Below are 26,588 nucleotides of genomic sequence, written 5' to 3'. Positions count from 1 at the left end.
CTTGTCCCATGTACAAGTGGTTAACTTGTGATATATATTTTTATAACCTATTGTTAATATAATGTGTTTTAACAAAGCAATCAACACTTGAAGAACAAATAGTGGAAATATTTAAGCTAATAGTTAGAACTATGTAGACATATCCAAGCAGAAAGGGGAACAGTAAAATGTAACTAGGTGAATAAATATGGCAAAAAGACCAGTAGAAAAATATGACTTCAAAGCATTTGGAGAAGCGATAAAAGCTGCGCGGACGGGGCGCAAGGAAAGCCGCAAACAGGTAAGTGATGAAATGTATATTTCCCCTCGTTACCTTGCGAATATTGAAAATAAAGGACAGCACCCCAGTCTGCAAATCTTTTTTGAGCTTATGCTCCGTTACAATATATCCGTAGACCAGTTTCTTTTAGATACGCCCGCCGTAAAAGATACAAAGCGGCGGCAGCTCGACGCTCTCCTTGATGATATGAGTGATAACGGCATACGGATTGTAACGGCAACTGCAAAAGAAATTTCAGAAGTCGAAAAAGAGGACAAATAAATGTGTCCGGCAAAACTGAATAGGATTTAGGAAGCGTTGTAATCTTTGCAGATTGCAGCGTTTTTCTTTTGCATTGATTTGGCAAAACGACTTTTTCTCCGTAGAGGGAAATAAGGGCATAAAAGATAAAAAACTTTCGTAGCAAGCATAGGAAAAGAGTACCATTTTCCGTATTTTCGCCCTCCCGTCCTGCGGTTCGTCGGTTGAAAATTGCTTGTTGGGAAGTGTCCCAAACCCTCGGAATGGAAAGGAGCGATTGCATGAACGGACGAAAAAGAAAAGTACAAATCAAATTCTATGTAACAGAGGAAGAACGGGCATTGATTGAACAGAAAATGAAGCTCGTCCCCACCCGGAACATGGCGGCGTATCTTCGCAAGATTGCCATTGACGGGTATATCATTCAGACAGACCATAGCGACATAAAAGCCATGACAGCGGAGATACAGAAAATCGGGGTCAACATCAATCAGATTGCAAAGCGTGTCAATACGACAGGCAGCGTCTACCAAGAGGACATAGAGGAAATAAAGGGGGTGCTTGCGGAAATATGGCGGTTACAAAGATTAAACCTATTAAAAGCACGTTAAGCAAAGCCCTTGACTATATCCAAAACCCGGATAAAACAGACGGAAAAATGCATGTGTCCTCTTTTGGGTGCAGCTATGAAACAGCAGACATTGAGTTCGGATTTACACTTGCACAAGCCATAGATAAGGGGAACAATCTCGCCCACCATTTGATACAGTCCTTTGAGCCGGGAGAAGTGGACTATGAGAAAGCCCACGAAATCGGAAAGCAGCTTGCCGACGCGGTAACAAAAGGACAGCATGAATACGTCCTAACTACCCACATAGACAAAGGGCATATCCATAACCATATCATTTTTTGTGCGGTCAATTTTGTTGACTACCATAAGTACAATTCCAATAAGCGTAGCTACTACGGCATACGGAATATGAGTGACAGGCTGTGCCGGGAAAACGGGCTGTCTGTTGTCGTTCCGGGCAAAGGCAGCAAGGGAAAAAGCTATGCAGAATATCAAGCGGAAAAGGTCGGTACAAGTTGGAAAGGCAAGCTGAAAATTACCGTCGATACGCTTATCCCCCAAGTAGCAAGTTTTGAAGAATTGTTGCAGCGGTTACAGGCAGCGGGTTATGAGGTAAAGCCGGGAAAATATATCTCCTGCCGCGCTCCCGGACAGGAACGATTTACCCGCTTAAAAACTCTCGGTGCAGATTATACAGAGGAAGCAATCAAAGAACGGATTGCGGGCAAGCGCACAAAGGCGGCGAAAGCTCCCAAAGAGCAGCGCGGCGTATCGCTGCTTATCAACATTGAAAACAATATCAAGGCAGCGCAGAGCCGGGGCTATGAACAGTGGGCAAAAATCCATAATCTGAAACTGGCAGCAAAGACTATGAATTTCTTGACGGAACATAAGATTGAGCAGTACGCGGATTTAGTCAGCCGGATTGAGGAAATAAATGCGGAAAATGTAAAGACAGCAGACGCATTAAAGAGCGTGGAAAAGCGTCTTGCAGACATGGCAGTGCTGATGAAGCACGTTACCACTTACCAAAAGACAAAACCCGTCTATGAAGCATACCGCAGGGCAAAGGATAAGGACGCATACCGGGCAAAGCAGGAAAGCAGTCTGATACTCCATGAAGCGGCGGCAAAGGCACTGAAAGCGTCGGGCATTACCAAGCTCCCCAATCTCGCCGCCATGCAGGAAGAATACGGGAAGCTCCAAGCGCAGAAAGAAGCCCTTTACGCCGATTATGGCAAGCTGAAAAAACAGGTCAAGGAATACGACGTTATTAAGCAGAACATAGACAGTATTTTAAGACTGGAAAAAGAGCCGGAACGGGGCAGGGAAACCGAACGCTTACAGTAGAAATATTCATAAAAGCGTGGTAGGATAAAGGTATTCCAATACAGACAGGAGTGTGAAAACATGGCAGACCAAACGATACCCGATTATGAAACCATACGCGCCGCCGTTGCCGGGGAAACATGGGCTGTGGAAAAGGTGCTTATGTGCTACAAGGGCGAAATTGACAGGCAGGCAACTGTAAAGAAACGCCAGCCGGACGGAACATTCAAAATGGAAATTGATGAAGATATGCGCCAGTATATCACAATGAAGCTGATAGAAGCCCTCCCCCAATTTCCCCTTGAAGAAATGGAAAGAGAGGAAAAAAGAAATCGGAACAAAAAATCATAAAAAGGTAAACGGGAAGCTTCTGCGGACAGATAAGCAGTTCCGACATTTGAAGCAACGGCAGAAAGAAACTGTCAGTACATGGCTTTATGAGGAATACCGCCGTCTTTGGATAGAAAAGGGATATGAGCCGCATAAGCGCAACAACTGGAAAATCGTTGCCGCTGTTATGGAACGGATAGAAGCTGCGGGGATATGGCTGCCGGAACAGGAAGTAACAAAATATTTTTACCGCAGGAAAACCCATTACCGGAACCGGATAGAAAAAGAATTACAGCCGAAGCCGGAAATGCAGGATAAAGACAGTCAGACACAAAATGAACAGGGCGCAGGAAGCCAGTAATGACCTCCCGCACCCTGTTTTTTCATAGGTACTGATTTTAGAATGTTACGCAGTAGAACCCCGATTTTAAAGGAAAAGGTATTCTGTATCGCCTATGTAAGTTTCGTGTCTGTTATGCCCTGTAAATCAAGGCTTTATTTGCCTTTACTGCGTAACATGAGGGCATAAAAAAAGCAGCGTTCCTGTTCTCCTGTGTAGGAGTGAGAAACGCCGCCTTATGCGGTACATTATTCAGTTTTTAGTACAATACCTGCTTGTCTGTTGCTCGAAAAACATTGATTTTCTTGTGTTTTCAAAAGTATCGTTATCTAACCCTATCTTTGCACATTCCACAATCCCTTTAAAGACGACCTCACCATTATACTGCTCGGTTTCGGTCACATTGCTGATGGAACGATCGAACAAGGCGTAGGGGAGTGCAGGAGAAAGGGTGGCAATATGGCAGGCATTGCGTTCTTTGAACAGTCTGATAATCGTATCGTCTGGTTTGGCACCATGTTCGATTGTATCGACCCCGTTTTCCAAAGCGACCCTGACGCCTTCTGGACTCTCCACATGGGCAGCGACCTTCATCCCCAGCCGATGGGCTTCTTCACAGGCGGCTTTCACAGATTCCGGCGGCATCTTCAATTCACCGGGTTCTCCCTTTCCCTTTGCATCAAGGACTCCACCGGTAATCATGAGCTTAATGATATCTGGCTTGTCTTTAGCAATCTGTTGTACATAAGCTTTTGCTTCCTCTGCATTGTGGGCTATGTAAGCGAGGGAGCCCGCCATGTGGCCTCCTGGAACGGAGACTGCCATGTTAGAAGCCAGGATGCGGGGACCGGTGATCCTGCCAGACTGGATACGGTCGCGAATCAGGCTGTCACAATTCTGGACACCTCCCATTGTACGGATCGTGGTGACACCGCTCATTAACTGGGTCCGTGCATAGCCCTCGCACATGCTGATGAGGATCCTGCGCATCAGTGCGTTGCTAGTCATTAGTTTTACCAGTTTTGTATTATCCTGCTGCTTTTTCTGCGGTTTTCCGCTGGCAGGCAGATGAACATGCATGTTGATCAGTCCGGGCATGATGTACTGGCCTTTTAGGTCTATGATTTCATAGCCGCTTAAGTCAGAACCCTCTGATACAATTTTTTCAATGCTCTCACTTTCGGTCAGGATGACCCTGCCGGTCTGTGGTGACATGTCCCTGGAACCATCCAGGAGGATACCGTTTGTATAGGCGTATTTCATGATGAAGTCTCCTTTGGACTGTAAAATGTAGGGGGATATTTATGATCCCTGTTACGGTCTATTATAGCACCAATCCGGGTGGATGTCAGCGGGCAGAGTTACCCTCAGGTCAATCCTACAGTTACAGTTCACACGCGCCATTCAATCAGATTGTTCTTGACATTTCTTATAAGTGAGGCTAAACTAAGAAAAGGAATTAAATAGAGGCAGGGGTGCTGGCGCAAGCCGGCTGAGAGTAAGGCTGTTAGGCCTTTAACCCGTATACCTGATCTGGATAATGCCAGCGTAGGAAAGCAGATAAAAATACTTGCCGAACCGGATGTAAAGAAGTAACCTTTGAGAGGAGCTTCGGTAAGAATATGAAGAATGCGGACCCCGCCAGATTTATCTGGCGGGGTTTATTATATAGAAAAGCTTCATGTTATCTTTCAGGAAAATCAGGACGAATTAATTCCCCGGGCAGATGATACATCTCCCACGAAAGAAAAAAGTTGAAAATAAAAAAGTAAAAACAGGAGGAAGTAAGAATGAATGCAAGTGTAGCAATCCAGACACTGCCGGAGGCGGCAAATGATGAGGAACTGATCCGTATTGTAGATGAGGTGATCGCGTATATTAAGAGTACGGGGCTGAACTGTTATGTAGGACCATTTGAGACAGCAATTGAGGGAGATTATGATGAACTGATGGATATCGTAAAAGAGTGCCAGCATATTGCGATTCGTGCAGGTGCACCATCAGTAGCGGCTTATATTAAGGTATCATACAAGCCGGAAGGAGACGTGCTTACCATTGAAAAGAAAGTCACAAAACACCATCAATAAGAAGAAACAGGACCGGGCAGCATTCTTCTGGCCGGTGTTCGCGATCCTTGTAATCCTTGGAGCCTGGCAGACAGCAAGTGGAACGGGACTGATTTCAAAATTTATGCTGCCGTCCCCCATCGATGTGGTAAAATCATTTATCGATGATTTTCCGCTTTTGATGAGCAATGCGAAGGTGACTCTTATCGAGGCGTTCGTAGGACTGGCTATGGGTGTTCTGATCGGCTTTTTGATGGCGGTGGTCATGGATCGGTTCGAGAAGGTATATCAGGCCTTTTATCCTCTGATCGTATTGACCCAAACGGTTCCTACCGTGGCAATCGCACCGCTTTTAGTGCTGTGGTTTGGGTACGAGATGACACCGAAGGTCATACTGATCGTGATTGTGACCTTTTTTCCAATTACGGTCAGCCTGTTGGATGGTTTTCGCGCCGCAGACCGGGATACGATCAGTCTGATGCGTTCCATGGGGGCTTCCAAGATGCAGATTTTTTGGTTCGTGAAGTTTCCTGGCTCATTGAGCCAGTTCTTTGCAAGCCTGCGCATCTCTGCGTCCTATGCCGTAGTGGGCGCCGTGATTTCTGAATGGCTGGGAGGATTCAATGGACTGGGCGTTTATATGATTCGCGTGAAGAAGGCATTTTCCTTTGATAAGATGTTTGCAGTCATCTTTTTGATTTCTGCAATCAGCCTGCTTTTGATGAAAGCGGTGAATCTGCTTCAGAAGAAGTGCATGCCCTGGGAAGAACGGAAATAGGCGTGGTGAAAGTGAAGTTATTATTGTAGGAAATGCGTTGAATGACAGTGAAAATACAGAATGTACGTGATAGACAGAATGAACAGCAGGAGGAGAAGCGGAATATGAAAAGGAGAATATTAGCGGTACTTTTAGCTGCGGCTATGGTTGTAAGCCTGGCAGGATGCGGCTCGGATACAGATAAAAAAGAAACGGACAAGAAGGATCTGACAAAGCTGACTTTCGTATTGGACTGGACGCCAAATACAAACCATACGGGGCTGTATGTTGCACAGGAGAAGGGATATTTTGAAGATGCAGGTCTGGAAGTGGAGATTGTACAGCCGCCGGAGGATGGTGCTGAGGTTCTGGTCGCTTCCGGGAAGGCACAGTTCGGAATTTCTTTCCAGGACAGCATGATGCCGGCCCTGATCGGAGACGATGCACTTCCGATCGAAGCAGTAGCCGCTGTACTACAGCATAATACATCAGGAATTATTTCCCGGAAGGGAGAGGGCATGGACCGTCCAAAGGGAATGGAGGGCAAGAAATATGTCACATGGAATCTGGATTTAGAGAAGGCGACTTTGAAGAATGTAGTTGAGGCTGACGGCGGTGATTTCAGCAAAGTCGAGCTGATACCGAGTACAATTACAGACGAGGTCTCCGCATTAGAGAGCAAGTCAGTAGATGCGATATGGGTCTTCTATGGCTGGGGTGGAATCGCTACAGAGGTTGCAGGACTTGAGACAGATTATTTCGCATTCAAGGACATCAACAGTGATTTTGACTTCTATACTCCGGTCATCATTGGGAATAGTGAATGGATGAAGGAAAATGAAGATACAACAAAGTCCTTCCTTTCTGCGGTAAAAAAAGGGTACGAGTTCGCGATCGACGATCCAAAGGGGGCAGCAGATATTTTGTGCAAAGCAGCACCTGAACTGGATCAGAAGATGGTACAGGCAAGCCAGGAGTACATGAAAGACCAGTATAAGGCAGAGGTAGAACAATGGGGGTATATTGATCCGTCCAGATGGAATGCCTTCTATAATTGGATCAACGAAAATGGTCTGTCAGAGACAGAAATCCCTGAAAATACAGGCTTTAATAACGATTATTTGGAGTGATGAAATGGCAGAACTGATTGTAACAGACGTGACGATGTCCTATGAAGGGCAGCATGTCATAGAGGATATCTCCCTGGAACTGCATGAAAATGAGCTTGTCTGTCTGCTGGGGGCCAGCGGTGGAGGGAAGACGACCTTGTTCAATGTGATTTCCGGGTTGAACATACCGGATAAGGGAAATGTCATACTCAATGGGGAAGAGATAACGGGACAGCCCGGGCATATCAGCTATATGCTCCAGAAGGATCTGCTTCTTCCTTATCGGACCATTGAGGATAATGTGGCACTTCCGCTTTTGATCAAGGGAGAGAAAAAAAAGGCTGCAAGGGAGAGGGTTCGCCCCTTCTTTGAGGAATTTGGATTGGAAGGGACACAGAAAAAATATCCCCATCAGCTTTCCGGCGGTATGAGACAGCGTGCAGCTCTTCTGCGGACCTATATGTTCTCCAGGGATGTAGCTCTATTGGATGAACCGTTCAGCGCATTAGATACGCTGACCAAGAGTGATATGCATAGATGGTACCTGGATGTCATGGACAAGATCAAGATGTCAACATTATTCATCACACATGATATTGACGAAGCGCTGCTTCTGTCTGATCGGATTTATCTGCTGACCGGAGTGCCTGGGCGGATCACGGAGGAGATTGTGATTCGGGAACCGAAACCAAGGCGGAAGGATTTCAATTTGTCAGAGGAGTTTTTAGAGTACAAGAGGATGATTATAGAAAAATTGTAAAAAAGGAGACGTAAGGGGAAAATTCCCTTATGTCTCCTTTTTAGATCATTCGATCCAGCTGTGTCCGGTGGCTTTCAAGAACTCGCCGGCTTCTTTCGGGCCTGGACTTCCCTGTTCATAAGGATAAACAGGAAGCTTCTTTTCCTTAAAACGCTGTTTTAACTGCTCAATATAATTCCAGCTGATCTCAATCTGGTCCCATTGGGAGAACCAGGAGCGTTCCCCGTTGATACATGCGGTCAGAAGTCGTTCATAAGCCTCAGGAGTATTTAACTGATGTACGATATTGCAGTTCTGGCAAAAATCCATTTTGGTCGGGATGATCTCCTCGGTATCTCCGGGGCGTTTAATATTAAACTGTAGATAGACTCCTTCGGTGGGCTGTATCTTGATGGTCAGGATATCGGGCTCAACCTCAGGCATGGACCGCTTAAATACTATGGAGACCTCCATCTGTCTTACCCCGGTCCTTTTTCCGGTGCGGATGTAAAAGGGGGTGTTCTTCCAGCGTTCATTCTCGATGAACAGACGAAGGGCTGCAAAGGTTTCCGTAGTGGAATCCGGGGCGACCAGAGGCTCCCTGCGATATCCTTCGTATTGTCCCAGGATGAGAGTGGATCCCACATCTGCTTCGTCTAAAGGACGCAGAGCACGCAGGACTCTCAACTGTTCCTGGTGCATCTGGGTGCTGTTAAATACCTCGGGCTGTTCCATGGCAACGATGGAGAGGATTTGGAAGAGATGGTTCTGAACCATATCCTTTAGGGCACCGCTGGCATCATAATAACCGCCCCTTGTTTCCACCCCTACATCCTCCAGTGCGGAAATCTGTACACATTCGATATACCGTGAATTCCAGACGTCTGTAAAGATCGGATTCGTAAAGCGGATCGCCTGGATATTGCGGACCATTTCTTTTCCCAGATAATGGTCGATGCGGTAGATCTGTTCTGCCCCAAAATGGCGTTCCAGCTGTTGGTTCAGCTTTTCAGCGGCCTGCAGATTTTCTCCGAAAGGTTTTTCGATGATCACTTTTCCATGGCAGGCACCGCACACCGTTTCCAATCCGTCTGCGATGACCGTGAAGAATTTCGGGGCTACTGCCAGATAGAAGATGTGGGACGTAATCTCATCCTGGGAAAAATATTCGTTCAGCTTCAGGTAATCCTGCTGATTGGACAGATCCATGCGAAAGTAGGAGATCAGCTGTGCAAATGCGAAGAAGTCCTGCTCTGTATAAGGAAGACGGGTAAATTTTTTTACCCAGTCTTCTGCCAGAGTGCGGTAGGAGAGGCTGTCATAATCCCGGCGGCCGATGATTACGATCCTGCTGTCTTTCGAAAGCTTCTTTGTGAGGAACATGGTGTAAAGGGCGGGCAGGAGTTTACGAAAGGTCAAATCTCCTGTGCCGCCGAAGATTGTGATATTGGTATGGATCTTCATCTTATTTCCTCCATTCATGGTGAAAGGTGCCTTCTCTGTCCGTTCGTTCAAAGGTATGGGCACCGAAACAATCGCGCTGTGCCTGGATCAGGTTCGCCCCGTTTGCCACAGAGCTGAATTCATCCAGATAAGAGACTGCATTTGCAAATGCAGGGGCAGGCAGGCCGCTTAAAACTGCTGTGGAAACGACTTCCCGGAGGCTGCCCTGGTTTTCATTGATGCAGGCAAGGAAATAATCGTCCAGGATCAGGCTGTCGAGGTCGGGATCCCTTCGATATGCTTTGGTGATATCATTCAGGAATACGGCCTGGATGATGCAGCCTGCGCGGAAAATAGAAGCAATGCTGCCAAGGTCCAGATTCCAGTTAAACTGAGCGGAAGCATCCTTCATCAATGAAAAGCCCTGTGCATAGGCAATGATCTTTCCAGCATAGAGTGCATCCTTTACTGTTTCGGCAAATTCCTTTTTCGTTGTAGATGCATAGGTGTAGGATGGCTCATGGATGCGGGAGGATGCAAGTTCCCGCTCCTTTAGCTTGTTTGACATGACACGGGCATTGCAGGCAGCAGTGATCATGGAAATATCTACCCCCTGATGCAAGGATTCAATGCTGGCCCAGCGTCCGGTGCCTTTCTGTTTTGCGCTGTCCAGTATATGATCAATGAGATATCCCGCAGCAAGGTCGTCCTTTTCACGGAAAATGTCTGCGGTGATCCCGATCAGATAGCTTTGAAGCTCCCCCTGGTTCCACTCTTCAAATGTCTGCGCCAGTTCTTCATTGGTAAAGCCCCCTGCGTGTTTCAACAGCAGGTATGCCTCTGCGATGAGCTGCATATCGGCGTATTCGATGCCGTTGTGGACCATTTTCACATAATGCCCGGCTCCTGCGGGGCCGATGTAAGTGCAGCAGGGCTCTCCCATTGCTTTTGCAGAGATCGCTTCCAGGATGGGGCCGACTTCGTCATAGGCAGTGCGGGTCCCTCCGGGCATGATAGAAGGACCTCGTCTGGCGCCTTCTTCTCCGCCGGAAACACCGACACCCAGATAGCGGATCCCCAGGTCTTCCAATTTGGAAAAACGACGGTTGGTATCTTCAAAGTAGGAATTCCCTCCATCCATAATGATGTCTCCTTCCTCCAGGATGGGGAGCAGCTGGTCGATGACCGCATCCACGGGTTTTCCGGCCTGGATCATCAGAAAGACCTTACGGGGGCGCTTCAGGGAATAGATCAATTCAGCCAGGTTATAGAATGCGGTGATATTTTCATGGTGATGTTCTTTCATCACCTGCTTTGTTACCTCGGGACTGCGGTTATATACGGCAGTCTGAAAACCATGGTCAGCCATGTTTTGGGCAAGGCTGCGGCCCATGACGGATAAACCGATCAGTCCGATATCAAATGAATTTTTCATATGCTAGATTCTCCTTTTCTTAATTGGCGGGCTGCTTCCCGGGGAAGGCATCTGCCCTGTGATGTTAGTTAGATGCTGTGAGCAGTTTCACTCAGTGCAATGCTGACTGCTTCGCAGACCGGGACCCTTGAGCAGATGGGGCCAAGTTTTCCGTCTGTTGGATTTAAGGGAAAACATACAAGGCCTCCCTCTGTCCGGTTTACCGAGAGCAGGAAATCTGCACTGGGAGTGAGGAGGATATCTCTGGGATGGACTCCTCCGCTGCCTGTCTGTTGTATCATGGTGACGCTGTCGTTTTCTACCGCAAAGACAGAAATGACGTCGGCATACCTTGTCGAGACGTACAGGTACCGTTCATCTGGTGAAAGACGGATCGCTGCGGAGGTAGGCGCGGTTGTATAACTGACAGAAGGGGAAAGAAGCGGTTTCACGCAGAGCAGCCGGAAGTTGAGAGCCGTTTCCGTTTCAACGGCGAACATAGAAAGCTCGTTGCTCAGTTCACTGACCACAAAAAGATAACGGTGGTCTTTCGTGAAGATTCCATGACGGGGGCCGGTGCCTTTGGGGAAGGAGATCGTCCCTGTCTGGCGGAAATCATTTTCAATGTCAAAAATGCGGATCTCATCTAATAAAAGGCAAGGGACTAATAAGAGGCCCTTATGGAAAAGAACCTGGTGACATCCAGCTTTCGGCGCGATCTCAATTCTTTTGTATAGTGAAAGCCCCTGTCTGGCCTTCTGGTAAATGAGCACATGCCCTTCATGATAATTGGCAGTGTAGACAAACTCATCATCCTGTGCCAGAAAGCAGGAGGTGGTCTTCTCACCGTAAAGCCGGTCTAAAAGCAGCGGATTTTGGGATTTCGTATCTAGAAGACAGATGCCGGCATCCCCGTTTTTCTGGAATGGCGCTGCCAGAAGACCTCTGTAAAGTGATAAATATTTGCAGTCCGGGGCTTCATAATACAATTCCGGTACAGAAAGCTCTCCAGTCCGGGTATCCAGCGTAAACCGATAGATCCCCAGGCTTTTAGAAGAAGCATAAGTCCCCAGATAACCAGTAAGTATATTAGGATCAGATAATTTCATAGATTCTCCTTTCTAAATCACAAAACTATAAAACATTTTGTAATGAAAAATATTACAGTTATTAACTGTAATTATAGACGTTACAGAAAGAACTGTCAAGTACTGGGGGGAGAAAATTCAAAGGGGTCTGACCCCTTTGCAATTCATACAATTTAGGATATAGTTTCCCAAAAAAACGGGTTTTCAAACGTGAGTATGGGTTAATTTGAGAAAATTCTGAAAACGGTGAGCAAAAGGGTCTGACCCCTTTGCAAATTTCCACAAAAAGGGATTGTATATTACGCGTTAATTCGCTAAAATGTATATAGTGCCGCTGCTATGCGGTCTAAGAACTTAAGGAAGAGAGTGAGGTTACTTTATGGATGGTTCAATGTTTATCGGAACTTGGTGGTCGCTTGTACCGCCGCTCTTGGCCATTATACTGGCTTTTATCACGAAAGAGGTGTACAGCTCCCTATTTATCGGTGTTGCAGTGGGAGCGCTGCTGTATACGGGATTTCACCCGTGGGATTCCTTTGTTGCATTTTTTGATATTATGAAAAGCAGCATGAATCTAAATATTCTGATCTTTGATGTTCTTCTGGGAATGATCATCGTATTAATGTCCAAATCGGGAGGTTCCTCCGCCTACGGAAACTGGGCCGGAAGGAAGATTAAGACAAAGAAGAGTGCGCTTCTGGCAACGACTGGACTTGGGATTCTGATCTTTGTGGATGATTATTTTAACTGCCTGACAGTTGGCTCAGTTATGAGGCCTGTCACGGACAGATATAAGGTGTCCAGAGCAAAGCTTGCATATATCATCGATGCAACGGCAGCTCCGATCTGTATCATCGCTCCCATATCAAGCTGGGCTGCGGCAGTGAATTCTTATGTGCCAAAGGATGCGGGAATCACGGGGTTTCAGTTATTTTTGAGGACGATCCCCTATAATCTGTACGCGCTGCTGACGATCGCGATGGTGCTGTATGTTATCGTCACAGGTTTTGATTTCGGCCTGATGAAAAAACATGAAGAAAATGCCGCAAAAGGTGATCTGTTTACGACAGGTGCAGAGGAATTCGAGCAGATTAAGGAGGAGGCTACCTCCTCAAAGGGACGCGTGATCGACCTTGTGCTTCCTGTGGCAGTCCTGATCGTATCTGCGATCGGAGCCATGATCTATACCGGGTTCCAGGGTGGTGCATCTGATATTGTATCCGCTTTTGCAGGATGCGATGCGGAGACGAGCCTGATTTTCGCAACAATGATCACTGTTTTGTTTATGCTGGTTTTATACCTTCCGCGTAAAGTCATCACGTTCAAAGGCTTTATGGAAAGCTTTGTGGATGGATTTAAGCTGATGATCCCGGCAGTGGCGATCCTGATTTTTGCCTGGTCACTCAAAGGAATGGGAGACGCCCTTGGAATTGCCGAGTTTGTAGGCGGTGTTGTGGGGGATAATGCATCTGCGAGCATTGCGATCCCGGCCATCATGTTTGTGATCGCCATCTTCCTTGCATTTTCAACCGGAACGAGCTGGGGGACATTCGCCATCCTCGTACCGATCGTTGTGGGAATGTTCTCCAGTTCCGACAACCTGGAAATGATGATCATTGCAGTATCAGCAGTTCTGGCAGGGGCTGTGTGCGGAGACCATGTATCACCGATCTCAGATACGACGGTCATGTCCTCGGCAGGGGCGCAGAGCAACCATATCAACCATGTGTCCACCCAGATGCAGTATGCGATGGTAGTCGCAGTCGTCTGTATCATCGGTTACATCATTGCCGGATTCGTGAAGGTATGGTGGATCACATTAGGCTTAAGCCTTGCGATCCTTCTGATCGTGCTGACCTTTATGAAACAATTTACACAGAGAAACGATACGGTGAAATTAGATGATTAAGATTGAGGTACCTTACATAGACCAGAGTGTCAAATATCCGACCGGATGCGAGAGTGTCTCCACGGTCATGCTGCTTCATTATCTCGGCTATGAGATGACAGTGGATGAGTTCATAGAAAATTATCTGGAGCTTAAGGATTTCGAAGAAAAGAACGGCGAACTCCACGGCCCAAATCCTTATGAGTGTTTCTGCGGGAGTCCCTACGATGAGGATTCCTTCGGCTGCTACGCACCTGTTATCTGTAAAGCACTCAGAAAAGCGATCGGAGATGAATATGAGATCATAGATGAAACGAAGACTCCTATTAAGCAGCTGTTGGAAAACTATATAGACCAGGGGATGCCTGTCATCTTCTGGGCCTGCATAAATATGCGGATGCCGATCACAGGTCCATCCTGGAAGCTGCACGGCTGCGGGGAGACCTTTACCTGGATCTCCAACGAGCACTGCATGCTGCTGGTCGGATACGACGAAGAGGGTTATTATTTCAACGATCCTTATGAAAATAATGGAGTTATCCGTTATCCTAAGGATATCGTGGAGGACAGACATGCCGCACAGCATTCACAGGCCGTGGGAGTAAGAAAAATCCGGAAATAGACTGAAAGAGTGGTAAGACGAATCATAGTATGAGCCGCCTGAAAGAGTATAAAGAAGAAAAACGCTGCAGAGGAAGAAATATCGTCTGCAGCGTTTTTCTTATCTTTTATAGAAGATGTATCCCGTTCTCAAGGGCACGGTTTTGGATCTCATCAGGCCAGATGGAAGACTGGACCTCCCCGATATGTGCTTTTCTCAGATAGTACATACAGATACGGGACTGCCCGATACCGCCTCCTACCGTATACGGAAGCTCCCCGTTCAAAAGAGCCTTCTGGAACATCAATTCAGCGCGGTCTTCGCAGCCGGACAGCTTTAACTGTCTCTTTAAAGCCTCCTCATCCACACGGATTCCCATGGAGGTCAGCTCCAGTGCGATATCAAGAACCGGATAGTACACAATGATATCACCGTTTAATTCCCAGTCGTCATAGTCCGGTGCCCTTCCGTCATGCTTTTCCCCGGAAGCCAGGACCTTACCGATCTGAGAGATAAAGACGGCACCCTTCGCTCTGGCGATACGGTATTCCCGTTCCTTTGGAGTATTGTCAGGGAACATATCCTCCAGTTCCTGGGATGTGATAAAGAAAATATCGTCAGGAAGCAGCGGTTCAATATAGTTATAACGTCTGGATATGTATTCCTCCGTCTCCTTCAAAGCACTGTAGACCTTGCGTACGGTATACTCCAGAGTCTCCATGTTGCGTTCCTCTTTGGAAATGATCTTCTCCCAGTCCCACTGATCCACATACAGGGAGTGGATATTATCGGTATCTTCATCCCTGCGGATGGCACTCATATCTGTATAAAGACCTTCGCCTGAATGAAAATCATAGTTTTTTAGTGCATAACGCTTCCATTTGGCAAGGGAATGAACGATCTCTGCCGGTGCATCGTCCTGCTCCTTGATTCCAAAGGTAACCGGGCGCTCTGTTCCATTCAAATTATCATTCATTCCGGACTCCGGACGGACGAAAAATGGTGCTGAAACGCGGGTTAAATGCAGGGACTTAGCCAGTGAACGCTCAAAGTGGTCTTTAATTTCCTTGATTGCCACCTCTGTCTCACGGATCGTAAGAGGAGAGCGGTATCCCTGGGGGATTGTCAATTGTTCCATAATACATACTCCTTTGCCTTATTATTTATGCTGTAAACATAGTATCTGAAAAAATCAGATATTCCTATTCTACCGTCTTAAGATAAAGAAGTCAATGCGAACTAAAAAAACGTTAAAATCGATCCTGTCCCAGGCTCTGTCAGTAAAACTGCCTTAAGCCAAGCTTCCAGACATGCAAAGACATTTATTTTGGTCTGACAGACAGCTTTTGGATCAGGCCATCCTCATTGGTATACCGGATCGTTGCGATCGCCATGACCATGTACCCGGAATAGTTTGCTACGAATTTTGCATGCCTCTCATCAATGATCTCTGCCTCGGAGATACTGAATTTCCCGAATGTAAACTTATTGCGGAAAAACATATTGATGGCTTCCTTTCCATATACATGATATTCAGGCTGCAGTGTTCCTTTCGGGCAGTGGTCGACCAAAGTACCGTCACAGTCAAAAAGCTCGGCCAGCCCCTCATAATCTTTATTTTCCATCGTCTCGATATATTTTTGGATCATACTCATTTTAGGCCCCTCCTAGTAAACTTTCTCAGAATTCAAAAGTGCATCGGTACCGCCGTCTACGAACAGGATATTTCCGTTGATCCCTGCTGCGTATTTAGAGGTTAGAAATACGATCGCGCCGGCAATCTCTTCCGGCACCATCAATGCCTCCTGGCCGAAACGTGCAGGAATCGGCAGTGCATTGAGTGCATCCCGGGCACTTCCCTGCAGTGCGGCGGTCATCGGGGTCTGCACGTTTCCGGGTGCGACCGCATTGACACGGACGCCGCGTGCTGCCCAGGAAGAAGAAATCCTGCGGACCCAGCGGGCGAGCGCATACTTGGTAGCTACATAGATACTATTTCCGACACTGAGATTTTTGGAGTCCCATTTACTGATCAGGTTCAGGATCATCTGTTCATTTCCTGAATTATTCAAAAGGTCGACCAGATCCATTCTTCCGGCTCCCTGTGAGATCGTATTGGAGGAAGTGACGACACAGCATCCTCTCTTCTTTCGCAGCAGTTCAAAGGTTCCCTTTGCAAGCTCGATGGTTCCAAAATAATTCAGGGAAACAATAAGCTGCAGGTTAGGTACAGCCCCGGATACCCCGGCATTACAGATCAGTCCGTCCAGTCCGTCCGGGCATTTTTGGTGCAGCTCCTCGATAGCCTCACGCCGTCCCTCCGGTGAGGCAAGATTTGCGGAAATATCTCCGTCCTTTAAGTCGATGTTGATCACCTCGTGTCCCGCTTCTTTTAAGAGCTTAACCGTCTGGCCTCCGATCCCTCCTGAGCCGCCGGTGATTGCATATGTCCCCATAATAGTTTCCTCCTTTACAGTTGTGATAGTTCTCATTATAATAGAAATTGATATGATTAAAATGCTCAATTTGATAATAAAAAATAAGGTCAGTTTTGGTATCTTGTATATAAAAGCATAAGAAAGGGAGGAAAACAGGAATGTTAACCTATGAGATCAGTATGAGAGGCAGGACTCCGATTTATGAATATTTGTATCAATGTATCCGCCGTGATATTTTAAGCGGAGAACTAAAGGCAGGGGAAAAGCTGCCGTCTAAGCGTTCCCTGGCGGCACATCTGGACATCAGCGTAGTGACTGTGGAAAATGCATATTCCCAGCTTTTACTGGAAGGCTATATCTACTCTGTGGAATGCAGTGGTTACTATGTCAGCCGGTTAAGGATCCAGAACCCGGCCTGCGGTGATGAGGATGCCCCCAGACTGTATCAGGAAGAGGAGGTAAATCCCTATTATGCAGATCTAAGGTGCAATCGGATCGGGATGCAGCATTTCCCCTTTTCCATCTGGTCAAAGCTGATCCGGGAAGTGATCACAGCCAGAGATGAGCGGCTTCTAAAGGCGGTTCCGTGCAGGGGCGTCTTCGAGCTGCGGGAAGCCATTGCCGGGAATCTGCATCGTTTCCGGGGGATGAACGTTTCACCTTCTCAGATCGTCATAGGGGCAGGGACAGAATTCTTATATCATGAGCTGTTTCAGATCCTGGGAGAAGAAGCCTGCTATGGTCTGGAGGAAATCGGATATTCCTATACATACGAACTGCTGGAGCGCAGCAGGGTGAATTGGAGACAGATCCAGATGGATGAGGATGGGATCTCCATCCATTCACTGAATGAAAGCGGCTGCAATGTCATGCATGTGACTCCTGAACACCATTTCCCCACCGGTATCATCACGCCCATAGGCAGGCGCCAGGAACTTCTGAACTGGGCGCAGGAGAAGGGCGGTTATATCATAGAGGATAACTTCGACAGCGAATTCCGGTATGTGAATAAATTAAGTCCGGCCCTGTTTTCCATGGATAAATCGGGACGTGTGATCTACATGAACACCTTTTCCAAGAGCATTGTGCCTTCCATGCGCATCAGCTATATGGTGCTGCCAGAGGAGTTGATGAAAAGGTATGTGGAAAAAATGTGTTATTCCTCCTGTACAGTATCTTGTTTCGAACAGCATACTCTGGCACGTTTTATCTCAGAAGGATATTTTGAACGTCATCTGAACCGGACAAGGAATTTTTACAGAAAGCTAAAGGCACAGCTGATCCAGGAGATCCAGGCGTCTGCTTTAAGCGGAATATCAGAGATCACAGAAGCGGAGGCCGGAACTTATTTTCTGTTGAAATTAAAGACAGATCTTACGGATGATGCTCTTGTTTCCAGAGCGAGAAAGAATGGGATCGATCTGGCCTGTTTTTCGGAATACTGTCGAAATCCCCGGAAAAACAGGGAACACATCCTGATTATCAATTATTCTGGAATCCGTATAGAGGCGATCCAGGAGACCGTTTCCCGGCTTGTAAAAAGTGTGATTCCTTAGGCCAGGGAATTTGGGCGGATTCAAGAATTGAAAGAAAAAATGACGAAAACGTTTACCTAAGTTTAAAAGAACATAATTAACAAAAAACATTGAAAATGGATATTTAATATGGTAAAAATTACTTAAATATCTGATATATATCTGATAAAACAAAGTGGAAAAGAAAAAAGGTTTTCGTAAAATTTAAGGAGGCTGTGGAATGAAAAAGAAAATAGCGGTGATTCTTTGCGCTGCAATGACTATTTCACTTGTTGCAGGGTGTGGTAAAGGATCTGGAAAATCAGACAATAAAAATGCTGAGGATAAGATAAAGAATACTGCACAGACAGAGGAGATAGATATCTGGCACGATGGTGATGAGGCGATTATGGGCGTTATCGAGAAACAGGTGAATCAGGAGCTTAGTGGTGATCATATTACCGTGAGATTTGAAAAGAAAAGTGGTCTGACAGATCAGATTAAGTTATACGGAAATGATGCAGAGAATGGACCTGATTTATATATGTATGCTCATGATTCTCTCGGTGCATTTGTGGAAATGGGGGTACTTTCGCCACTTACAGATGTGATAGATAAGGATGTCTATGCGGATATGCTTCCAATGACATTGAAAGCAGGAAATTATAAGGATGAGCAGTATCTGCTTCCGGTATATTTTGAAACACTTCTTTTTATGTACAATAAAGACCTGTGGGAAGGTGAAATTCCGTCTACTACAGAAGATCTCTATAAGTATATGCAGGAACACACAGATGCGGAAGAGGGAAAATACGCCGTAGTGAACCAGCATTCCACAGCATATAATGTATCACCTTTTATCAATGGTTTTGGCGGATACATTATTGATGACAATGCAAAGCCTGGACTGACAGATGAGAAAACAAAGGAAGCGGTAAAGTATAATGAAAAATTTGCAGCTCTAGAGGCAGATGGTGACTATAATACAGTGACAACACTGTTTAATGAAGGAAAGGCAGCGGCGATTATTGGGGGTCCATGGCTGATACCAGGAATCAAGGATGCAGGAATTAATTTTGGTATCAAGTCTTTATCAGATTTTACACTGCCTAATGGCAACAGTCTGGCACCTTATTCGGGAATTCAGGGTGTTGGTATTTTGAAACATGCTGCTGAAAGTAAGAAGGATACGATTGCTAAGGTTCTTAAAGCACTTGCGAAACCAGAAGTGGGTATTGCACTTGCCCAAGAAGCAAATTGTGCACCAGCGAATCAAAGGTCATATGATGATGCAAAGGTTTCAGGCAATGAGATGATCGCAGCAATGAAACGTACAGCCGAAACAGCAGAGCCTATGCCAAATATTCCAGAAATAAGTGTCATGTGGGGACCGGCAGAATCTCTTCTGGCAGCAGTGAATAAGTCAGGCGCTGATTTAGACACAGCAGCAGAACAATATCAGAAGGAAGCAGAAACTGCAATAGCTGATATGCAGTAAAATGATAATGCAGAAGCAGCAGGCAGAGATGCCTGCTGCCTCTTTGGAAAAAAATGGAGTGTTGCAGTATGAAGAAGAGACGAAAAGACCGCCCATGGAGATACAGTTCCCCAGCAATCATTTTGATAGGAGTGATCGTTGTATTTCCCATTATATATACAGGTTATATTTCTTTTACGAATATGAATCTGTATCATTGGGATAATTATCATTTTATAGGATTAGAAAATTTCCAGAGGGCATTACTTAAAGTAGATTCAGGATTTTTAAAAGCATTGGCTACAACAATCCTCTGGACTGTGCTGAATATGGTCATACAGGTTACAGCTGCCTTTTTTATTGCACTTGGGCTGAATGTAAAAGAACTTAAGATGGCAAGGGTATATAAGACATTTTTAATGTTTCCCTGGGCAATGCCTGCATATGTCTCTATTTTGTTATGGAGAGTTGGAATGTTTAATACGGAATTTGGACTCTTGAATAAGATTCTGTCAGCCATGGGACATGGAAAGATAAATTTCCTGTCAGAAAATGTTCCGGCATTTATTTCGTGTATGGTATTAAATCTTTGGATGGCTCTTCCGTTTATGATTATGATGATGGATGGTGCTCTGCAGAGCGTAGACAGGAGTTATTATGAAAGTGCTAAGCTGGATGGAGCCGGATTTTGGAAACAAAACTGGTATATTACAGTTCCGGCGATCAGGCCTGTTTTACTCCCCGCTGTTATTATGACGACATTTACAACATTTAAACAATTCGACATTATTTATCTGCTGACAATGCAGAAAGGGGCTTTATCAGGGGCAACACTACAGACAATTATTACTTATGCACATCAAAATGCATTTGTATCGAATAACTATGGACTATCCTCGGCGGTTTCCATTGTTATTTTTGGTTTTATTATTCTGTTTTCATTATTTACAAACCGGGGAGTAAAGGAGGATGTATGAGTATTAAAAAGGCGAAAAATATTACAGGACTGGCAATTTTGAATATCCTCTTTATCGTGATGTGTGTGATCGTTCTGATTCCGATTTTATATGCAGTTTCACTTTCTTTAAACAGCGGCAGTTCAGGACTTAGTTCCAGCTTGAACTTTTTCCCTAAGGAACCAACATTGAAGAATTATGCTTCAATTATATTGGATGAACCATTCGTACTTTGGCTAAAAAATTCTGCTGTTTTGAGTATTGGCACAATGGTACTTGCTATGGGGACAGCAGTTACAGCAGCTTATGCATTTTCAAGATATCGATTCAAAGGGAAAAAGGCAATGCTTCAGATACTTTTGATCCTAAATGCATTCCCGCAGATTTTATCTATGTTTGCCATATTCCGTCTTTTTAAAAAGTTTCATCTACTTAACTCATATGTAGGGCTGATCATCGTTTATGCAGGAAGTATGTGCATTTTTAGTATTTGGAATATGAAAGGATACTTTGACACCATACCTGTGGAAATTGAGGAGGCTGCCAGAATAGATGGGGCAGACAGTAAGCAGATTCTTATGAAGATTGTTCTTCCCTTGGCGCGGCCCGCGATTATTGTGACGGCGGTTATGGTGCTGATATTTGTATGGAATGAATACCTGTTTTCGACGACATTTATGATGAATGAAAACCGTTATACACTGGCAGCTGGGTTATATATGCTGCAATCCAGCGATTACAGCAGGAGCTGGCCTATGTTTTCCGCAGCAGCAATTTTAGTTTCAATCCCTATTCTGATCGTATTTTTCTTTATCCAGAAATATATGGTGTCGGGATTGACAGCAGGGGGGGTAAAAGGTTGATCTCAGAAGAAAAAACAATAGAACGGGCAGCGGTTCTTCATATACCATTGTCAGAATATGCTTTTGCGGAATCAGAAAATACTCTGATTATACGGATTAGAACGAAAAAAAATGATCTGTCTGCCTGTATTTTATACTATGCAGATCGTGTTTGTCGGAGGACACCTGTTGAATTTGAGGAACTACAGATGACGGTCTGTACATCCGATGAATATTTTGATTACTATGAAGCAAAGATTGATTCTGTTTTTAATCGGATCTGTTACTATTTTAAACTCGTGAAGGGGAGGGAATGGACGCTGTATTATGCTGACCGTTTTACTCGCAGGCTTCCTGATACCTATATAGATGATAAGATTATTGATGGCAGAAGTGAATATTATCAGTTTCCTTTTATTATGAAGAATGAGATTCCAGATGTGCCAAAGTGGTTTAAAGATGCAGTTGTATATAACATTTTTCCGGATAGTTTTGCCAATGGACATAGAATCCTTAAGAAGGAAAAATCTGTAAAAAGAATGAACGACGGGCGAGTCTGCAGGTCCAGGCTGGGGGGAACGCTTAAAGGGATCAAGGAGAATCTTGACTATATACAGGAGATGGGATTTACCTGTATTTACCTAAATCCCATTTTTATTGCTGGTGAATATCATAAATATGACGTTCTGGATTACTATCATATAGATCCCTGTTTAGGGACAGATGCCGACTTCCTCGAACTTGTAGATGAATTACACCTTCGTGGTATGAAGATTATTATAGACGGAGTATTTAATCATTGCAGCTGGGATTTTTTCGCTTTTGCAGACGTGGTAGAGAAAGGGCGTGATTCCCGCTATTGCAAATGGTTTTATAAGCTGGAATTTCCGGTTGTAAGGCCACAGGATGAAAATGAAATACCGGGATACACTTGTTTTGCATATGAAAGGAAGATGCCTAAATTAAATACATCAGAACGGGAAGTTCAAATGTATTTTGCAGATGTAGGAGCATATTGGATCAAAAAATACCATGTAGATGGCTGGCGTCTGGATGTGGCGAACGAGATTGATCGGAATTTCTGGAGGCGGTTTCGAGCGGCTGTAAAACAGGCAGATCCGGAAGCTGTGCTAATAGGTGAAGTTTGGGAAAATGCACAGATTTGGCTGAAGGGGGACATGTTTGACTCTACTATGAACTATGAATTTCGGAGAATCTGCAGGGAATATTTAGCATCTATGGAATCGAATGCTTTAACGGCGGCCTATCAATTTGGTCAGATGCTGCTCAGATATCCTAAAAATCTTGTAAATGGTCAACTAAATTTAATAGATAGTCATGATGTCCCGAGGTTTCTTTCTCTTTGCAGGGGAAACAAAGAAAGCTGGCGTCTCGCCTGTGTTCTATTAGTAATGATGCCAGGAGTCCCCAGTCTGTTTTATGGAGATGAGCAGTGGATCGAAGGGGTAACCGAAGATGCATATCGCAGCAGAATGGAATGGAAAACGGAAAATGATTGTGCATTTATCAGCGAACTGATACAAATCCGAAAAAACTATGTAAATACGGATACTACTTATAGCCCAATCTGGACATTGATCAATAAGGGGGTTCTTGCATTTTGCCGAAAAAATCCGAAGTCCGAGATTACTATAATGGTCAATACCGGAGAAATGCAGGAGATTCAGGAAATAGAACCCAATTCTATTCTCTTGTCAGATAAATATGAAGCAGGGCGGCTCATGAAGAATGGTTATTGTATCTATCAATCCAGATGATAAAAACATCAGTAAATCCTTCAAAAAACCTCTCCTTACAGAGAGGTTTTTTGAGTTGTATTTAAGTATCTGTACTGTCTTGATTAAAGGCAATATTACGTGTAGAGGACCGGATGATCAGTGTGGGGAGTGTAGCAAAGGACTGGACCATAAGTGCAGGGTTTTGAATCTTCTTTAAAAGGAGTGTAGCAGCCAGATGTCCCATTTCATTAACATCAATATCTATGACTGTTAAGGGCGGATCGATAAGCTGTGAAAGCGGATAGTCATCAAAAGTAATGATTCCGATGTCCTTTGGGATTGATATACCGTGCTTTCTTGCCGCATCAACAACACCCATGGCAATCTGATTGTTTTCACATATAACAGCATCTGGTAATCCATTTCCGCGAAGCAGTTCTTCCATCATATCATATCCACTCTCCCTGCTGTATGTTCCGTATTTGATAAATGAATCAGGTACGGAATGCCCGTTTATATGCATTGTGGAAATAAATCCCTTCAACCTATGTCTTGAGATTTCATCTGTTTCAGGCCCGCCGATAAAAGCAATTTGGGTGTAACCACAGTGAGTTAGATACTTTGTTGCCATCTCGCCGGATACATGATTATTAATATCGATCCAACAAGTTGTGGTTGGGAATGGGGGACGTCCAATAATCACATGTGGAAACTGCGTGTGGGTCAGAAGAGAAGCAAGTGGGCGTGAGGTGGCCGAGCCATGGACGATAAGACCGTCAGCAGCCTTTCGACCGATAATATATTCAGTCTCTTTAAGGGCAGCTTCTTTGTCAGTTGAACCAATAAAACTAAAATTATACTTTTTTTCCCGGATTTTTTTCTGTGCTCCACATAGAATCTCAAACATATGGGGGTTATTGAAAGCAGTATGTTTTTCCACGACAGCGATGAAAACAATATTTTCTGACCGCTTTTTTGCAAAATTACTTGCCTGTGCGTTGGGATGATAATTCATCTGCTCCATGACACTAAAAACATGCTGTCTTGTGGCTTCTGAAATAGAAGGTTTATTATTAATAACTTTTGATACTGTTGCAATAGAGACACCGGCTTCTTTTGCAACATCTTTAATTGTGATGGACATGAGGGACGCTCCTGTAATATATTTACAAATAATGGTATAACGTTTACCTAAAAAAATCAAGCATATTGCATGAAAATAATTTTGCTTTTGGGATAATTTTGTTAATATTAATGTATAAATGTCGACATTTTAATTGTGTTACCAGTAAAGTTTAGAAAAAGTTTCATAAGAAAGAAGGGGAAATGCATGAAATGGAAAAAGTTATTTAAAGGAACAGTCGCTGGCATTTTATCTGCAGTTATCTCACTGTCAGCGTTTCCACCGGTTAGCGTTTCAGCAGCAGACAGTCTGCGAGGGGAATCCGTTTATCAAATCATGGTAGATCGTTTTTATGATGGAAATGCATCGAATAATGCAACAGGGGAAGCGTTCCGATATACCGAAAATACACAGGATGATTTTCGGTATATGCATGGTGGTGACTGGCAGGGAATTATTGATAAAATTGCATATATTAAAAATATGGGATATACAGCCATCTGGATTTCACCGGTATCTGATCCACAGCTATGGGGAGTTCCGGATGCGAATGGCACACAATGGCCCACAGCCTATCATGGCTATAATGTATATGACCCAAATCGGGCAAATCGGTATTTTGGGGCAGAAGATCCAGATAAAAGTAAATTAAAATTGAAAGAATTAGTTGATGTATGCCATGAAAATGGTATTAAAGTTATCTTCGATATTGTTCCAAACCATGTTGGGGATTATCTTCAAGGTACAGGGAGCGATGCGCACTACTTAACAGATGCCTCTGGTTTGAAAATCGGAACACAGTTACAGCCTGTCTCACCGTTTAATAACATTCAGTGGTATCATAATAAAGGTGATATCGATTGGAATTTAGAACATCCACATACAGAATCAAGTACACAGATGTTAGAGGATCATGATCTGGGAGGATTAGATGATATAGATTTTGACAACGCAGCAGCTAAGAGTGCAGTGTTTGATTCTATAAAAGGCTGGTTCACCTATACAGGGGCGGATGCAGCAAGAGTAGATGCAGCAAAATGTATGAAACCATCAGATATTCATGAGCTCCAGGAGTATTTGGGGGTAGCTACATTTGGAGAAAACTTTGATATGGATGTCAATTTTGTGAAAGACTGGGTTGGTGATAATGCAGAAACAGGAATGTTGGATTTTCCCTTGTTTCAGGCAATTGTAAATGATTTCGCTTATGGGCAGAATTTTAATAATACTTCTGAAATATCCATTCAGTCGATATTCGATCAGGATGAATTATATGGCTCTCATGTGAATGATATGGTTACTTTTATTGATAACCATGATAGAAATCGTTTCCTCACAGAGGCAGGAGGAAATATAGATAAACTTCACAATGCATTGACATTTATCTTTACAGCAAGAGGGATTCCGGTAGTCTTCCAGGGAACAGAGCAAAATAGAGGAAATGCAAATGGGCAAATCATTAATGGAATTGCAGATACATGGAATCGTTGGCCTATGGTGACAAAAGATAAGGATGGAAACGTAATCCATGATTATTTTGATACCTCAACGGACACTTATCAACTCATTTCCGATTTGAATGGTCTAAGGGGGCAGTATGAGGCACTGGCAGATGGAACACAAAGAGAAATGTGGACCTCCTTACATACATATGCTTTTTCGAGAAGGGTGGATACAGGTGATAATGAAGGACAGGAGTTGATCTGTGCATTTCATAATGCAGAAGGTACCGAGAGTACTACTATGTCATTACGGGCCGAGAGCAGTATAGCTCCGGGAACTACGCTGATAAACGTAATGGATCCAAAGGACAGGATAACGGTAACTTCTGATCGAAAGATAACCATTTCCTTAACAGGAAATAACTCTAAAATATATGCAGTAGATGAAGATGCAGAGGCTATGATACCAGTTACATTTACAGTGAATAATGCAACAACAAATTGGGGGCAGAACGTTTATATTTCCGGAAATTGCGCTGAACTTGGTAATTGGGATACAAAAGCTGCAGCGGGACCAGCGGTATGTCCTAATTATCCAACATGGAATTTGACAGCATATCTCATGCCGGGAACAACCATTGAATTTAAGGCAATAAAAAAGGATGAAGCTGGTAATGTTGTTTGGCAGGAAGGAAATAACCACACTTATACAGTTCCCGAAACGGGAGAAGGAGAAGTAAGCATTAATTGGTAGGCAACTATTAAAGTAAAGTGGATTGTTTGTATAATCAATGCCTATTTTGCCGGATTAAATGCGGGGAAGTATGCAAAAAGCAATGTTCTCCGCATTTTTTTGTAAAAA

At 44.5% G+C, this 26,588-nt stretch carries 25 protein-coding genes and 1 riboswitch; of the genes, 17 read left to right on the top strand and 8 right to left on the bottom strand.

Annotated features, from left to right (window positions below; translation table 11 throughout):
• The first annotated feature begins 187 nt into the window (after positions 1-187).
• The 5 genes from AC4OGX_RS01970 to AC4OGX_RS01950 all read left to right on the top strand — a co-directional run bounded on the left by AC4OGX_RS01970 (position 188) and on the right by AC4OGX_RS01950 (position 3,111).
• Positions 188-541 carry a helix-turn-helix domain-containing protein gene (locus AC4OGX_RS01970; RefSeq protein WP_227248670.1) on the top strand — a complete coding sequence of 118 codons (354 nt, stop codon included), beginning with the start codon at positions 188-190 and terminating at the stop codon, positions 539-541.
• A 260-nt stretch (positions 542-801) separates the two neighbouring features.
• Complete coding sequence (locus AC4OGX_RS01965; protein WP_347087255.1) at positions 802-1,131, top strand: plasmid mobilization protein; 330 nt, start codon at positions 802-804, stop codon at positions 1,129-1,131.
• Positions 1,092-2,441 (top strand): relaxase/mobilization nuclease domain-containing protein, encoded by a 1,350-nt coding sequence (locus AC4OGX_RS01960; RefSeq protein ID WP_493328141.1) that lies wholly within the window; start codon positions 1,092-1,094, stop codon positions 2,439-2,441. The genes AC4OGX_RS01965 and AC4OGX_RS01960 overlap by 40 nt, the downstream gene beginning before the upstream one ends.
• A 60-nt stretch (positions 2,442-2,501) precedes the next feature.
• Positions 2,502-2,771, top strand: a complete 270-nt coding sequence (locus AC4OGX_RS01955; RefSeq protein WP_009904689.1) for a helix-turn-helix domain-containing protein — start codon at positions 2,502-2,504, stop codon at positions 2,769-2,771.
• A 46-nt stretch (positions 2,772-2,817) separates the two neighbouring features.
• Positions 2,818-3,111 (top strand): hypothetical protein, encoded by a 294-nt coding sequence (locus AC4OGX_RS01950; protein WP_493328140.1) that lies wholly within the window; start codon positions 2,818-2,820, stop codon positions 3,109-3,111.
• Between the two features lie 231 nt (positions 3,112-3,342).
• On the opposite strand, the gene AC4OGX_RS01945 is transcribed toward AC4OGX_RS01950, so the two are convergent.
• The gene (locus AC4OGX_RS01945; RefSeq protein WP_493328139.1) at positions 3,343-4,353 is read right to left on the bottom strand and encodes an amidohydrolase family protein; all 1,011 of its coding nucleotides are present in this window, start codon (positions 4,351-4,353) and stop codon (positions 3,343-3,345) included.
• A gap of 198 nt (positions 4,354-4,551) precedes the next feature.
• Positions 4,552-4,662, top strand: a riboswitch (TPP riboswitch).
• A 218-nt stretch (positions 4,663-4,880) separates the two neighbouring features.
• On the opposite strand from AC4OGX_RS01945, the gene AC4OGX_RS01940 reads away from it, so the two are divergent.
• From AC4OGX_RS01940 to AC4OGX_RS01925, 4 genes are all read left to right on the top strand, one after another.
• Positions 4,881-5,177 (top strand): thiamine-binding protein, encoded by a 297-nt coding sequence (locus tag AC4OGX_RS01940; RefSeq protein WP_287840072.1) that lies wholly within the window; start codon positions 4,881-4,883, stop codon positions 5,175-5,177.
• Positions 5,146-5,934 carry an ABC transporter permease gene (locus tag AC4OGX_RS01935; RefSeq protein WP_493328138.1) on the top strand — a complete coding sequence of 263 codons (789 nt, stop codon included), beginning with the start codon at positions 5,146-5,148 and terminating at the stop codon, positions 5,932-5,934. Before AC4OGX_RS01940 ends, AC4OGX_RS01935 begins: the two co-directional genes overlap by 32 nt.
• 104 nt (positions 5,935-6,038) lie before the next feature.
• Complete coding sequence (locus tag AC4OGX_RS01930) at positions 6,039-7,043, top strand: ABC transporter substrate-binding protein (protein ID WP_493328136.1); 1,005 nt, start codon at positions 6,039-6,041, stop codon at positions 7,041-7,043.
• A 4-nt stretch (positions 7,044-7,047) separates the two neighbouring features.
• Positions 7,048-7,782 carry an ABC transporter ATP-binding protein gene (locus AC4OGX_RS01925; RefSeq protein WP_493328135.1) on the top strand — a complete coding sequence of 245 codons (735 nt, stop codon included), beginning with the start codon at positions 7,048-7,050 and terminating at the stop codon, positions 7,780-7,782.
• Positions 7,783-7,827: 45 nt separating this feature from the next.
• Here AC4OGX_RS01925 and zwf read toward each other — a convergent pair whose 3' ends face one another.
• The 3 genes from zwf to AC4OGX_RS01910 all read right to left on the bottom strand — a co-directional run bounded on the left by zwf (position 7,828) and on the right by AC4OGX_RS01910 (position 11,727).
• On the bottom strand, positions 7,828-9,225 hold the full coding sequence (gene zwf / locus AC4OGX_RS01920; protein WP_493328149.1) for a glucose-6-phosphate dehydrogenase: 1,398 nt from the start codon (positions 9,223-9,225) through the stop codon (positions 7,828-7,830).
• 1 nt (position 9,226) lies between these two features.
• Positions 9,227-10,639: an NADP-dependent phosphogluconate dehydrogenase gene (gnd, locus tag AC4OGX_RS01915; protein ID WP_493328134.1), complete on the bottom strand. Its 1,413-nt coding sequence runs from the start codon at positions 10,637-10,639 to the stop codon at positions 9,227-9,229.
• Between the two features lie 68 nt (positions 10,640-10,707).
• Complete coding sequence (locus AC4OGX_RS01910) at positions 10,708-11,727, bottom strand: beta-propeller fold lactonase family protein (RefSeq protein WP_493328133.1); 1,020 nt, start codon at positions 11,725-11,727, stop codon at positions 10,708-10,710.
• A 358-nt stretch (positions 11,728-12,085) separates the two neighbouring features.
• Between AC4OGX_RS01910 and AC4OGX_RS01905 the strand changes: the two genes are divergently transcribed.
• On the top strand, positions 12,086-13,615 hold the full coding sequence (locus AC4OGX_RS01905; RefSeq protein WP_493328132.1) for a Na+/H+ antiporter NhaC family protein: 1,530 nt from the start codon (positions 12,086-12,088) through the stop codon (positions 13,613-13,615).
• Positions 13,608-14,216, top strand: coding sequence for a C39 family peptidase (locus AC4OGX_RS01900; RefSeq protein ID WP_493328130.1), 609 nt, complete (start codon positions 13,608-13,610; stop codon positions 14,214-14,216). The genes AC4OGX_RS01905 and AC4OGX_RS01900 overlap by 8 nt, the downstream gene beginning before the upstream one ends.
• A 106-nt stretch (positions 14,217-14,322) precedes the next feature.
• On the opposite strand, the gene asnA is transcribed toward AC4OGX_RS01900, so the two are convergent.
• The 3 genes from asnA to AC4OGX_RS01885 form a co-directional block, all read right to left on the bottom strand.
• The gene (gene asnA, locus AC4OGX_RS01895) at positions 14,323-15,333 is read right to left on the bottom strand and encodes an aspartate--ammonia ligase (protein ID WP_493328129.1); all 1,011 of its coding nucleotides are present in this window, start codon (positions 15,331-15,333) and stop codon (positions 14,323-14,325) included.
• A gap of 184 nt (positions 15,334-15,517) precedes the next feature.
• Complete coding sequence (locus AC4OGX_RS01890) at positions 15,518-15,850, bottom strand: nuclear transport factor 2 family protein (protein WP_493328128.1); 333 nt, start codon at positions 15,848-15,850, stop codon at positions 15,518-15,520.
• A 12-nt stretch (positions 15,851-15,862) separates the two neighbouring features.
• The gene (locus AC4OGX_RS01885) at positions 15,863-16,651 is read right to left on the bottom strand and encodes an SDR family oxidoreductase (RefSeq protein ID WP_493328127.1); all 789 of its coding nucleotides are present in this window, start codon (positions 16,649-16,651) and stop codon (positions 15,863-15,865) included.
• A 140-nt stretch (positions 16,652-16,791) separates the two neighbouring features.
• Here AC4OGX_RS01885 and pdxR point away from each other — a divergent pair, with 140 nt between their 5' ends.
• The 5 genes from pdxR to AC4OGX_RS01860 all read left to right on the top strand — a co-directional run bounded on the left by pdxR (position 16,792) and on the right by AC4OGX_RS01860 (position 23,200).
• A complete protein-coding gene (gene pdxR / locus AC4OGX_RS01880) occupies positions 16,792-18,189 on the top strand; it encodes a MocR-like pyridoxine biosynthesis transcription factor PdxR (protein WP_493328126.1) in 1,398 nt (465 codons plus the stop codon).
• A 199-nt stretch (positions 18,190-18,388) separates the two neighbouring features.
• A complete protein-coding gene (locus AC4OGX_RS01875) occupies positions 18,389-19,645 on the top strand; it encodes an extracellular solute-binding protein (RefSeq protein ID WP_493328125.1) in 1,257 nt (418 codons plus the stop codon).
• Between the two features lie 68 nt (positions 19,646-19,713).
• Complete coding sequence (locus AC4OGX_RS01870; RefSeq protein ID WP_493328124.1) at positions 19,714-20,601, top strand: carbohydrate ABC transporter permease; 888 nt, start codon at positions 19,714-19,716, stop codon at positions 20,599-20,601.
• Complete coding sequence (locus tag AC4OGX_RS01865) at positions 20,598-21,443, top strand: sugar ABC transporter permease (protein ID WP_493328123.1); 846 nt, start codon at positions 20,598-20,600, stop codon at positions 21,441-21,443. Before AC4OGX_RS01870 ends, AC4OGX_RS01865 begins: the two co-directional genes overlap by 4 nt.
• The gene (locus tag AC4OGX_RS01860) at positions 21,440-23,200 is read left to right on the top strand and encodes a glycoside hydrolase family 13 protein (protein ID WP_493328122.1); all 1,761 of its coding nucleotides are present in this window, start codon (positions 21,440-21,442) and stop codon (positions 23,198-23,200) included. Before AC4OGX_RS01865 ends, AC4OGX_RS01860 begins: the two co-directional genes overlap by 4 nt.
• A gap of 61 nt (positions 23,201-23,261) precedes the next feature.
• Here the strand turns inward: AC4OGX_RS01860 and AC4OGX_RS01855 are convergent, their stop codons facing one another.
• Positions 23,262-24,305 carry a LacI family DNA-binding transcriptional regulator gene (locus AC4OGX_RS01855; RefSeq protein WP_493328121.1) on the bottom strand — a complete coding sequence of 348 codons (1,044 nt, stop codon included), beginning with the start codon at positions 24,303-24,305 and terminating at the stop codon, positions 23,262-23,264.
• A gap of 186 nt (positions 24,306-24,491) precedes the next feature.
• On the opposite strand from AC4OGX_RS01855, the gene AC4OGX_RS01850 reads away from it, so the two are divergent.
• On the top strand, positions 24,492-26,480 hold the full coding sequence (locus AC4OGX_RS01850; protein WP_493328120.1) for an alpha-amylase family glycosyl hydrolase: 1,989 nt from the start codon (positions 24,492-24,494) through the stop codon (positions 26,478-26,480).
• Positions 26,481-26,588: the final 108 nt, after the last annotated feature.

It is taken from the genome of Faecalicatena sp. (assembly GCF_058819085.1).
The sequence above is the reverse complement of the archived record's forward strand: the minus strand, read 5'-3'. Positions and strand labels throughout refer to the sequence as shown.